This window comes from Pectobacterium peruviense, assembly GCF_003312355.2.
Lineage (GTDB): Bacteria > Pseudomonadota > Gammaproteobacteria > Enterobacterales > Enterobacteriaceae > Pectobacterium > Pectobacterium peruviense.
This window is the reverse complement of record NZ_CP161826.1, coordinates 1,924,752-1,937,200: the sequence shown is the minus strand read 5'-3', so window position 1 is coordinate 1,937,200 and position 12,449 is coordinate 1,924,752. Positions and strand designations below refer to the sequence as shown.

Below are 12,449 nucleotides of genomic sequence, written 5' to 3'. Positions count from 1 at the left end.
GGGAAGGTATATGAAGATTTATGTGATTTCCGATCGTAATTTTAACGTTAAAGCACGTTTTGCCCATTGATCATGGCCTTTTTTATTAATATGATAATGATTATCATTTAATATCCAGGATCGATAACCATGCTTTCCGTGAATGCCTGGCTGCACCACCAGATTGACGAATATAAATTTCAGATTCGCGATGCCACTGTTGATTTCTATATGGCGGAAGCTCGCCTGAACCGTCCGGGAAGTAATATTGATCATTTACGTCGCTTTCATAACGCCTGCATGAACATGGTTGAACTGTGTCTGAAAAATGGCGATGACGACAGTTATCTGCACGCACTGGTCAAGTTGCACAATCGGTTGATTAAAGAGATCAATAATGAAGGACGTTGCCACCTCTTTCGAGTGCAAAGCTACTACTTTGCCCGTAACACGCTGAAGTCGATTTGCCATCAGTTAAGCATGCAAGGCTCATGGGATAAAGCGACCGCGTTTCAGACGGACTTCGTTAAGCGTGTGCCTTTTCTACCCTAAAGATTATCGATTTACCTAAAAAACAACCGAACCAGACCCGCCAGCAGTCTGGTTCAGCGTTTTATGCTTACGGCGTAATCACCGACGTCGTCAGACGCGAAATGCAGCACAGACGATTCTGATTATCAAAAATCTCAATCTGCCACACCTGGCTACGGCGACCGACGTGAAGCGCACGGCATACTCCCCGAACCTCACCTTCACGCACGGCACGCAGGTGATTAGCATTGATTTCCAGCCCCACCACCTGCTGATCGCCCTCAGAACACAGATAGCCAGCGACAGAGCCCAGCGATTCCGCCAGCACGACAGAAGCGCCGCCGTGCAGTAAGCCAAACGGCTGGCGCGTGCGTGAATCCACTGGCATCACCGCCTCCAGATAATCCTCCGCAAGGCAGGTATAACGAATACCGACATGACCAACCATACACGCTTGGCTCTGTTGATTAAGCTGATCAAGCGTAACCTGTCGTTTCCATAGCATCAGAGAATCTCCAGTAGGGCCTGTAGCGGATGGCGTAATGCACTGCCCTCCATGCGTTTTACCTGACTACGGCACGAATAGCCGGTGGTCAGGCAGCGTTTCTGCGGCAACTTCTGTAATACCTGTTGCCAGGAGAGCGCATAGATTCCCTGCGAGTTGGCGAGATTTTTGGTTTCATGGCCGTAGGTTCCCGCCATGCCGCAACACCCAACGCTGACATTTTCCAGTTTTGCGCCAAAGCGCGCGAAGATATCGGCCCATTGCTTAGTGCTGATTGGCAGCGCGGTCGTTTCCGTACAGTGGCCGAGCAAATACCAGGACTCTCCAGTGGCAGGCTGGGGCGTGCTGTCTGCCAACGCCGTTACTAGCCATTCATGCACCAGTTGCACCTGGAAATCACCACGCTTCTCACCCAGAATTTCACGGTATTCATCACGGTAGCAAAGCACCAGTGCCGGATCGACACCCACCATCGGTATTCCCAGTTTGGCAACACGATTCAGGAAATCTGCCGTCTTCGATGCCGTTTTGGCAAAGCGCTGTAAGAAGCCTTTAATGTGCTGCGCCTTTCCGTTTGGCGAGAATGGCAATAGTACCGGTTTCAGCTTCAGTTTTTCGATCAGATGAACGAAATCCGCCACCACCTGCGCATCGTAATAGCTGGTAAACGGATCCTGCACGATGAGCACGTACTGCTGACGCGCCTGCTCCGATAGCTGTTCCAACTGTTCGAGCGTAGTGTTGACTCCACTATGCCCAGCAAACTGCTGACGAAGCGACGGCGATGACAGCAAAGGCAAATCGACCATGCCAATCTGGCTACGGCTCAGGTTATTCAGCAACGGCATTTTCAGGAAGAAGTTAAACGTCTTCGGACTCCGAGCCATCAGCGGTGCATAGCTTTCGACGCCGGCCACCAGATAATCACGAACCGGACGCAGGTAGCGCGTGTGATAAAGCTGTAGGAAGCGGGAACGGAAACCGGGCACGTCGATCTTGATCGGGCACTGCGTTGAACAAGCTTTACACGCCAGACAGCCTGACATCGCCTCTTTGACTTCATGCGAGAAGTCATAATCGCCTTGCTTCGCCTGCCAGGTGTTACGAGTTTTCTGGATAAAGGCGCGCAGACTCAACTTCTGCTGCGGTAAAGCGTTCTCCAATGCAACGGGATCGACGCCCTGTTCTGCCAGCAGGCGTAACCATTCACGTACCAGCGTCGCACGACCTTTCGGGGAGTGAATCCGGTTTCCGCTGATTTTCATCGACGGACACATTGGGCTACGCGCATCAAAGTTGAAGCACAATCCGTTGCCGTTACATTCCATCGCTCCACGGAATGCGGTGCGAACCGTCAGCGGGATCGTACGGTCGAACGTGCCACGCTTGACCGCATCGACTTTCATCATCGGTGCATCAACATCCAGCGGCGCACAAATCTTCCCGGGATTAAGTCGGTTATCAGGGTCGAACGCAGCCTTGATACGGCGCAGCTCAGCATACAGTTCCGGCCCAAAAAATTCAGGGCTGTATTCGGCGCGGAAACCTTTACCGTGTTCGCCCCACAGCAGACCGCCGTATTTGGCCGTCAGCGCGACAATCTGGTCGGAAAGCTGTTTCATCAGCATTTCCTGTTGCGGGTCGCACATGTCCAACGCTGGGCGAACGTGCAGCACCCCGGCATCCACATGGCCGAACATGCCGTACGTCAGATTGTGGCTGTCCAGCAGCGCGCGGAACTCCTCGATGTAATCGGCCAGATGCTGAGGCGGCACGCAGGTATCTTCCGCAAACGGGATAGGCTTGGCCTGTCCTTTGCTATTACCCAGTAGCCCGACAGCTTTCTTGCGCATGGCGTAAATACGTTCGATTCCAGACAGGTCGTTACAGGTTTGATAGCCAATTACCCCGCCTTCTCCGGTAGCCAGCAGTGTGTCCAGCCGCTGACATAGCGACTCCACCTGCCCGTTGATGAGCGCTTCATCATCACCGGCGAATTCAACGATATTCAGGCCAAGCATTTCCTGATTAGGCACATCGGTAATCAGTTCACTAACGGAATGCCAAACGATATCTTCCCGAGCAAGATTTAAGACTTTGGAATCCACCGTTTCGACGGATAACGCCTGCGCTTCCACCATAAATGGCGCATTGCGCAACGCTGAATTGAAGGAGTCGTACTTGATATTTACCAGACGACGGCTCTTCGGCAACGGCGTGATATCGAGTTTCGCTTCGGTGATAAAAGCCAGCGTGCCTTCAGCCCCAGTCAGAATGCGCGTCAGGTCAAAGGTACGCAGATCGTCACTGAACACGTGGCGCAGGTCATAGCCAGTCAAAAAGCGGTTCAGCTTAGGGAATTTGTCGATAATCAACGCGCGCTGTTCGCGACAGTGGTGCAGCACCGTGTGGTAAATGCGGCCGACGGGAGAATCTTCTTCTGCCAGTTGTTCTGCCAGTTCTACCGGCATCGCCTGCGTATCCAGCATCTCGCCGCCTAGCAGCACCGCACGCAGCCCCAGCACATGGTCTGAGGTTTTACCGTACACCAGCGAGCCTTGCCCTGATGCATCGGTATTGATCATGCCTCCCAGCGTCGCGCGGTTACTGGTCGACAGTTCAGGCGCGAAGAAATAGCCATAAGGCTTAAGATACTGGTTGAGCTGGTCTTTAATGACGCCAGCCTCGACGCGCACCCAACCCTGTTCAGGATTGATCTCGAGAATGCGGTTCATATAACGCGACATATCGACCACGATACCGCGATTCAGCGCCTGTCCGTTCGTTCCTGTTCCACCACCGCGTGGGGTAAAGGTCAGCCCTGAAAATCGCGACTCACCCGCCAGCCGCGACAGGATCGCGACATCGGCAGTTGAACGGGGGAATACCACCGCATCCGGTAAGAGTTGATAGATGCTGTTATCCGTCGCCATCGTCAGACGATCGGCATAATTGGTCGCCGTATCGCCCGTGAATCCGTTTTTCTTTAATGCTTCCAGAAAATTAAGTACCGGCTGAACCAGCCCGGGAGATTGCGTGATCTGTGGGATCATTATTTTTTGACCCTGTCCGTACGTGATGTGTTTGCCAATATGTCGTGATATGCCTGTGAAGAGGGGTATATGCCTAATGTCGATCGCTTAAGGATCGAGATACCGGGGCTACCACGGTGTGAGGCATCCCTACGGGAACCTCATCACCGTGTTTCCCCTAAAGCCACGCTTAAGTGACGAGCATTGGTATATAGCCGCCCTTTCATCGGGGACATCACGTTTTATCACATTTCGCAATCGTGTGCGCTCCCAGAACGGCAAAAACATACAGCGTGTTGGCTAACCGCTGTTTCACCAACAAAATGTTCAACAGGCTGTCAAAACACCCTGAAATATCTCATGATGACTGGTGATGAGATCACTTCACCCAAACTACCTCACCTTCAGCCTTTTCTTTTGCTATTGAGGAACGATTCGTTGAGCAAATATTCTCAACCACCACGATTTGACCTGGCCAGAATCCTGTTCAGTCTGGTGTTTATTACCATCATGATTATTGCCTGTTTTTGGGTCGTGCAGCCTTTTATTCTGGGATTCGCCTGGGCATGTATGGTGGTCATTGCCACATGGCCAATGTTGATTAAATTTCAGGCGCTATTATGGGGGCGACGTTCTCTGGCAGTGCTTGTCATGACGCTTCTGCTTATCCTGTTATTTATTGTGCCGATTGCCGTCCTCGTCAGTAGTGTGATCGATAACAGCTCTGCACTAATGAGTTGGGGCGCCAGGCAGGAAAACTTTTCACCGCCGACGCTGGAGTGGCTGACGTCAATTCCCTTAGTCGGGGATAAATTATTCAACAGTTGGCAGGCGCTATTACAAAGCGGCGGCAGCGGCCTGTTCGCCAAGGTACAGCCCTACTTTGGTAAAACCGCAACCTGGCTGGTGGCACAGGCTGCGCATGTCGGCCGCTTTCTGATGCACTGTTCGCTGATGCTTATCTTCAGTGCTCTGCTGTACTACAAAGGTGAAGCAGTTGCAAAAGCCGTGCGACATTTCGCTATACGGCTTGGGCAGGAGCGTGGCGATGCCGCCGTGATTCTGGCAGCGCAGTCAATTCGTGCTGTCGCGCTGGGCGTGGTGGTAACGGCCATCGTGCAATCGGTGTTAGGTGGAATCGGTCTGGGGCTGTCTGGGATTCCCTACACCACACTACTAACCGTTCTGATGTTTCTGTGTTGTCTGGCGCAGTTGGGGCCACTTCTGGTGCTTATTCCAGCCATTATCTGGCTGTATTGGACGGGCGATAATACCTGGGGCACCATCCTGCTAGTCTGGAGTTGCGTCGTTGGAACGATTGATAACGTGATTCGTCCGATGCTAATCAGAATGGGTGCCGATCTTCCTATGCTACTGATTCTTTCCGGCGTGATTGGCGGGTTGCTGGCGTTTGGCATGATTGGACTGTTTATTGGCCCAGTCGTCCTCGCCGTTTCCTATCGTCTGCTGTTTGCCTGGATGCGTGAAATCCCCGAACCACAGAACATCATTTCCGTTAATACGACCAAGACACCGAATAAAGATTCATCGCAGTAATCCCCTTCTTTTCTTCCCGTGGGCGGTGCGCCGCTCACGTATTTCCCGCTTTCAGCATCGCGTCCTCCTCACTATCATTCCCTCATTTTTCCAATAGGTAAAAATAGCTAATGATTAACCCTCTATTCTTAGGGATTAGTCCTAAAAATTTTGGTATCATTTCTCTAATGCATCAATATTATTGACAATATAAAAACCCTGAGAGGCCGATCCTTAAAAGATAATTAACTATTAGGATGATTCTTAATGACTGAATAGGACATAATCCATAGGATTAATACCGGAGCTAGTATTAACCTACTGTTTGTCAATGAGGTTTCCTCCTCGTCAGAGTTAGTAACGAATTGCTGTGTGTAGTCTTTGCCCATCCCCTGAGATGGGCCTTTTTTTTCCTTTCATTTCTCTTCCATTCAATTACGCTGCATTCCTTTTTTGCTACTCTCCTGTCTGCCACCCTCGGTTCAGCTTTTTCAGGAGTTTTTCATGACGCCTCTCGCCGCGAAGAGATTACTACTCTGTGGCTTATTCAGCCTTCTGACAGCCTGCGATAACCCGACACCTACCGCACAGCGCCCTTTGTTGACCATTGAAGGCAAGACAATGGGGACGTTCTACAGCGTAAAAATTAGCGGCGACGTCACTGAAGATAAAACACAGTTACAACGGGAAATTGATGCTCTGTTGGAGCAGGCCAATAACGATATTTCCACCTACCGTGACGATTCAGTGCTATCTCGCTTTAATCAGTATCGGGGAACGGATCCGCAGCCTATCAGCAATGGCATGGCCGATATTATTCTGGCCGCACTGCGTATCGGTAAAGCCACTCACGGTGCGATGGATATCACCGTCGGCCCATTGGTTAACCTCTGGGGGTTCGGCCCACAGAAGCAACCGACACGCATTCCCAGCCAACAACAGATCGATTTAGCACGGCAAAACGTCGGGCTACGCCACCTGAAACTGATCGGTGACGAAAAAGGAGAATGGATTCAGAAAGATCTCCCGGATTTGTACGTCGATCTTTCCACGCTAGGCGAAGGTTACGGCGCAGACGTTCTCGCACAGTTGATGACGCGTAAAGGGATCACCAATTATCTGGTTTCCGTCGGCGGTGCAATTTCCAGCCGTGGCATAAATGCCGAAGGAACGCCATGGCGTGTGGCGATTCAGAAACCAACCGATCAGGAAAATGCAGCGCAGGCGGCGGTGAATTTGCAGGGTTACGCGATTAGCACGTCCGGCAGCTACCGAAATTATTTTGAGGAGGACAGCAAGCGCTATTCTCACGTTATCGACCCTGAGACGGGCAGACCGATTAATCATCAGCTGGTTTCAGCCACTGTGATTGCGCCTACCGCGCTGGAAGCGGATGGCTGGGATACGGGTTTGATGGTGTTGGGAACGGAGAAAGCGTTGAAGCTGGCTGAGCAGCAAGGATTGGCGGTTTATCTGATTACCAAAACGGATAAAGGCTTTAGCGCGGTAATGACGCCACAATTTAAATCATTCCTGATTGCGGCACCGTAAAAGATGCCAGGACTACTGGCAACCCATCGTGATAAGAACGAGATACACGGGCGACCACGGAGTGAGGCATCCCTGCAAATTGAGAGTTCCCCCCACAAATCCGGGAAATAAATTTCTGTAGCCACAGTGAAAATTTCGTGCGCACTAACTTCAGTCAATTTTTTCAACTGTCGCAGCATGCGCCCGACATGGGGCGGTTCAATCGCCACCGCCCCATGACCCCAGGCTTTTCGCGAAATCGTGTCGCTACGCGATACCTTCGGCGTTAGTGACCGCAACTCGGGCCGCCAGTGACGCGCTCCCAGCGCGGCACTGGCTTTCGCGGCGTCCTTGCCGCTCACCCGGCAGTCACTCCCACCTCAGCACGATTATTACGCGACTAAAAATTTTAAAAACAATACATTGATATCTAAAAATTCATCGCAGAACTAGTTGTGCTCAGCCAGATTCAGCCAGGTTTGCACCACGGTGTCTGGGTTGAGCGACAGGCTATCGATGCCCTGTTCCATCAGCCAGATCGCGAAATCTTCGTGGTCTGATGGGCCCTGCCCGCAAATACCGACGTATTTACCCTGCTTCTTAGCGGCTTTAATCGCCATCGACAGCAGCGCTTTCACCGCATCGTTGCGTTCATCAAACAGCGCTGATACCACACCGGAGTCGCGATCCAGACCCAGCGCCAGCTGCGTCATGTCATTTGAGCCGATGGAGAAGCCATCAAAGTGTTGCAGGAATTCATCAGCCAACAGCGCGTTGGACGGAATCTCGCACATCATGATGATTTTCAGGCCGTCTTCGCCACGGCGCAGCCCCTGATTCGCCAGCTCAGCAATCACCGCTTCCGCTTGCGCCACGGTACGAACAAACGGGATCATAATTTCTACGTTCTTCAGACCCATCACGTTGCGCACACGTTTAACCGCTTCACATTCCAGCGCGAAACAAGCTTTGAAGTCTGGTGATACGTAGCGACCTGCGCCACGGAAGCCCAGCATCGGGTTTTCTTCTTGCGGCTCATAGCGCTCGCCACCGACCAGATTGGCGTATTCGTTCGATTTAAAATCGGACAGACGAACGATGACGCGCTTCGGCGAGAATGCAGCAGCCAGCGTCGCAATCCCTTCCGTCAGGCGACCTACATAAAACTCGATCGGATCGTCGAAGCCCTGCATCAGCGTTTTGATTTCACGTTGCAGTTCTGGGGTTTGTTGGTCGAATTCCAGCAACGCACGCGGGTGCACACCAATCATGCGGTTGATGATGAATTCCAGACGCGCCAGACCGACGCCATCGTTTGGCAAGCAGGCAAAATCAAACGCGCGGTCAGGGTTACCTACGTTCATCATGATTTTCAGCGGCAGTGCAGGCATTTCATCAATCTGTGAACTCTTCACGGAGAAGTCCAGCAGATCCTGATACACATAGCCTGTGTCGCCTTCCGCACAGGAGACCGTCACCTTCTGCCCCTTGCGCAAACGCTCGGTCGCATCGCCGCAGCCCACAACAGCCGGAATGCCAAGCTCGCGCGCAATAATCGCCGCATGGCAGGTACGTCCACCGCGATTGGTAACAATCGCTGCCGCTTTCTTCATGATCGGCTCCCAATCTGGGTCGGTCATGTCGGTCACCAGCACATCGCCCGCGTTGATCAGGTGCATCTCGCTGATGTCCTGAATCACTTTCACCTCGCCCGCACCGATGCGGTGGCCGATCGCACGGCCTTCCACCAGCACCGTACCGCTGGCTGGCAGGTGGTAACGTTCCATAACCTGGCCGTTGGAACGTACCGTTTCCGGGCGAGCCTGAACGATATAAAGTTTGCCGGTATGGCCATCTTTCGCCCATTCGATGTCCATCGGGCGACCGTAGTGTTTCTCAATCAGCAGTGCCTGACGCGCGAGCGCCTGCACTTCGTCATCCGTCAGGCTGAAACGCGTCGTTTGTTCTGTCGGTACGTCTTCAATCCGCACCTGCTTGCCATGCTCTTGGCTCGCGGCATACACCATCCGGATTTTTTTCGATCCCATGTTACGGCGCACAATTGCAGGTTTGTTGTTCTGCAAGGTCGGCTTGTGAACATAGAACTCATCTGGGTTCACCGCCCCCTGTACCACCATTTCGCCCAAACCGTAAGCGGAAGTAATGAACACCACCTGATCAAAACCGGATTCGGTATCAATGGTAAACATCACACCCGCGGAAGCCAGATCGGAGCGCACCATGCGCTGCACACCCGCCGACAGCGCCACGCCACGGTGGTCATAACCCTGATGCACGCGATAGGAGATAGCGCGATCGTTAAACAGCGATGCAAATACGTGCTTCACCGCGACCATCACCGCATCAATGCCCTGCACGTTCAGGAAGGTTTCCTGTTGACCAGCAAAAGACGCATCCGGCATATCTTCCGCCGTGGCGGAAGAACGCACGGCAAACGAGGCCTCTTTTTCGCCATCGGCCAGTTGCTGATAAGCATCACTGATCGCTTGCTCCAGCTCTGGCTGGAACGGCGTATCAATAATCCACTGGCGAATCTGCGCACCGGCGCTGGTCAGTTGGCTCAGGTCGTCAATATCGGTGCGATCGAGCAGCTCATAAATGCGCTGGTTAATCCCGCTTTGATTAAGAAAATCATTAAACGCCTGCGCCGTTGTCGCAAAACCGTTGGGAACGGCTACGCCCAAATCTGAAAGGTTGGTGATCATTTCACCCAGAGAGGCATTTTTGCCCCCCACCCTTTCAACATCGTGCATACCGAGCTGGTTATACCAAAGGACATTACGCAAATCAGGGCCGTTATTGGACATCGAAAATAATCCTTTCTGCATACAATTAGGGTATGAAAGAGTTCGGTTGAGAATCGCCTCAACGCAATCAGGTTAGCATAGCGTTTTGATGAACATGGACAGGTGAATCGATCAACCTATGAAAAAAAACTGATTTCACGGCAAATGATTGCTTAACGCAGTAAAAATCCAATATCGTAGAAGATTAGCATTCTTTATCATGAAGATAATGAAATAGCGTTTTAATAAAAGTATTATTGAAATGCATTTTTTGACGAGGTTAACGTGTTCGAGCGGTCGGAAATATCACAAGGGGGTTATGTGGAAAGAAGCGTGTTTTATGTCTCAGACGGTACGGCCATTACGGCAGAAGTATTGGGTCATGCGGTGCTGTCCCAGTTCCCCGTAAACACCGTTAGCTATACCTTACCTTTCGTCGAAAGTGAAGCCCGCGCCAAAGCCGTGTGTGAGCAAATCAATACGTTGTATCAGCAAACGGGCGTACGCCCGCTGGTGTTTTACTCCATCGTCACACCGACCGTTCGTAACATTATTATCAGCAGCGAAGGATTTTGCCAGGATATCGTACAGGCGTTAGTGGCGCCCTTGCAGGAAGAGTTGAACACGCCGCCGACGCCAATTGCTAACCGCACTCACGGTTTGACGGCCAATAACCTGAGTAAATACGACGCCCGTATCGCCGCTATCGACTACACGCTGGCACACGATGACGGTATTTCGCTGCGCAATCTCGATCAGGCTCAGGTTATTTTGCTGGGCGTATCACGCTGTGGCAAAACGCCGACCAGCCTGTATCTGGCAATGCAGTTTGGTATCCGCGCCGCTAACTATCCTTTCATCGCCGATGATATGGACAACCTGCGCCTGCCCGATGCGCTGAAACCCTTCCAGCACAAGCTATTCGGGCTCACCATTGATGCCGAACGACTGGCAGCAATTCGTGAAGAGCGCCGAGGCAATAGTCGCTATGCTTCCCTGCGCCAGTGCCGTATGGAACTTAACGAAGTCGAAGCGCTATTTCGCAAACATCAGATTAAATATCTCAATACCACTAATTATTCCGTTGAGGAAATCTCTGCCAAAATCATCGACATTCTCGGCATGAGCCGAAGAATGTACTAGTACATGATAGATTTTTTGTCCTAATACGGTTGTAATGTGTGTCATTTCGTTTATTGTGTGCACCATCACTTCCCGGCATTTCGCCGCTGCGAAGCAACCTTTTAGTTGAAAACACAGCTTGAAAACAGGGTCTGAAATACTTTCAGGTCAACGCTTTTTCGGTGATGACACGTTTTCAACTTGACCGTATTCAGAGACAAAACATGCTACAAACAGATGAACTGCGGAGCGCGCGCATCGAGAGTCTGGTTACGCCCCAAACGCTACTTTCCAGACTCCCGATTACCCCCGCCATTGCCGAAAATGTCACCTCGTCACGTAAAAAAATTGAAGCCATTCTTTCCGGCCACGATCCACGCTTACTCGTCGTGGTTGGACCGTGCTCGATTCATGATACCGATAGCGCCTTGGATTATGCGCGTCGTCTGGCTGCGCTACGCACGCAGTATCAGGATCGGCTGGAAATTGTCATGCGCACTTATTTTGAAAAACCGCGCACGGTGGTCGGTTGGAAGGGGCTGATTTCCGATCCCGCACTCAATGGTACGTTTCAGGTAAACGAAGGGCTGGAGATCGCTCGCCGTCTGCTGTTGGACATCAATCAACTTGGATTGCCGACCGCAACGGAATTCCTCGATATGGTCACTGGTCAATATATTGCCGACCTGATTAGCTGGGGTGCGATTGGCGCGAGAACCACTGAAAGCCAAATCCACCGCGAAATGGCCTCCGCGCTGTCTTGCCCTGTCGGTTTTAAAAATGGGACGGACGGCAATACGCGCATCGCCGTCGATGCGATCCGTGCCGCACGCGCTCAGCACATGTTTCTCTCGCCAGACAAACAAGGTTTCATGTCGGTTTACAAAACGCAGGGCAATCCGTTTGGGCACATTATTATGCGCGGCGGGAAAAAGCCGAATTACCATGCGGAAGATATCGCCACCGCCTGTGCGCATCTCAGCGAGTTTTCTCTGCCCGAGCATCTGGTGATCGATTTCAGTCATGCCAACTGTCAGAAACAGCATCGTCGCCAGCTTGATGTTGCCGATGATATCTGCCAGCAAATTCGCGGCGGTTCACGCGCCATCGCGGGCATCATGGCGGAAAGTTTCTTAATCGAAGGGAGTCAGCCCGCAATCAACCCTCTGGCGTTGACGTATGGTCAATCCATTACCGATCCTTGCCTGAGCTGGCAGGATACTGAAACGCTACTGGCGCGTCTGGCAAGCGCCATCGATAGCCGTTTTTAATCCGATACTTGCTGGCACACTCTCCTTCCACAGAGTTGTGCCAGCCGTTTTTCTTCGTTTCTGCCACTTTTCTCGTTATCTCGCCGCACGTAAATTCCTCTCTCGATTTCTCTTATTCCACTTATTAAGAAAACTT

Annotated in this window: 8 protein-coding genes and 1 other RNA gene; 6 read left to right on the top strand and 3 right to left on the bottom strand. The window is 51.8% G+C overall.

The window, feature by feature from the left end; translation table 11 throughout:
- Nucleotides 1-129 precede the first annotated feature (129 nt).
- The gene (locus DUT67_RS08820) at nucleotides 130-531 is read left to right on the top strand and encodes a hypothetical protein (RefSeq protein WP_048259728.1); all 402 of its coding nucleotides are present in this window, start codon (nucleotides 130-132) and stop codon (nucleotides 529-531) included.
- 67 nt (nucleotides 532-598) lie between these two features.
- On the opposite strand, the gene DUT67_RS08815 is transcribed toward DUT67_RS08820, so the two are convergent.
- Both DUT67_RS08815 and DUT67_RS08810 read right to left on the bottom strand, forming a co-directional pair.
- Nucleotides 599-1,015 (bottom strand): hotdog fold thioesterase, encoded by a 417-nt coding sequence (locus DUT67_RS08815; protein WP_048259727.1) that lies wholly within the window; start codon nucleotides 1,013-1,015, stop codon nucleotides 599-601.
- Nucleotides 1,015-4,068, bottom strand: a complete 3,054-nt coding sequence (locus DUT67_RS08810; protein ID WP_113627815.1) for an FAD-binding and (Fe-S)-binding domain-containing protein — start codon at nucleotides 4,066-4,068, stop codon at nucleotides 1,015-1,017. Before DUT67_RS08810 ends, DUT67_RS08815 begins: the two co-directional genes overlap by 1 nt.
- 417 nt (nucleotides 4,069-4,485) lie before the next feature.
- On the opposite strand from DUT67_RS08810, the gene ydiK reads away from it, so the two are divergent.
- The 3 genes from ydiK (at nucleotide 4,486) to apbE (ending at nucleotide 7,134) form a co-directional block, all read left to right on the top strand.
- Nucleotides 4,486-5,604, top strand: coding sequence for an AI-2E family transporter YdiK (ydiK, locus tag DUT67_RS08805; protein WP_113633089.1), 1,119 nt, complete (start codon nucleotides 4,486-4,488; stop codon nucleotides 5,602-5,604).
- A 280-nt stretch (nucleotides 5,605-5,884) separates the two neighbouring features.
- Nucleotides 5,885-5,996, top strand: an RNA gene (rprA, locus tag DUT67_RS08800) — antisense sRNA RprA.
- 91 nt (nucleotides 5,997-6,087) lie between these two features.
- Nucleotides 6,088-7,134, top strand: coding sequence for an FAD:protein FMN transferase ApbE (apbE, locus tag DUT67_RS08795; RefSeq protein ID WP_113633088.1), 1,047 nt, complete (start codon nucleotides 6,088-6,090; stop codon nucleotides 7,132-7,134).
- Nucleotides 7,135-7,562: 428 nt separating this feature from the next.
- Here the strand turns inward: apbE and ppsA are convergent, their stop codons facing one another.
- Complete coding sequence (gene ppsA / locus DUT67_RS08790) at nucleotides 7,563-9,941, bottom strand: phosphoenolpyruvate synthase (protein ID WP_113633086.1); 2,379 nt, start codon at nucleotides 9,939-9,941, stop codon at nucleotides 7,563-7,565.
- A 300-nt stretch (nucleotides 9,942-10,241) separates the two neighbouring features.
- On the opposite strand from ppsA, the gene DUT67_RS08785 reads away from it, so the two are divergent.
- Both DUT67_RS08785 and DUT67_RS08780 read left to right on the top strand, forming a co-directional pair.
- Nucleotides 10,242-11,063, top strand: coding sequence for a pyruvate, water dikinase regulatory protein (locus tag DUT67_RS08785; protein ID WP_048259723.1), 822 nt, complete (start codon nucleotides 10,242-10,244; stop codon nucleotides 11,061-11,063).
- 203 nt (nucleotides 11,064-11,266) lie between these two features.
- Nucleotides 11,267-12,313: a 3-deoxy-7-phosphoheptulonate synthase gene (locus DUT67_RS08780; RefSeq protein ID WP_113633113.1), complete on the top strand. Its 1,047-nt coding sequence runs from the start codon at nucleotides 11,267-11,269 to the stop codon at nucleotides 12,311-12,313.
- Nucleotides 12,314-12,449: the final 136 nt, after the last annotated feature.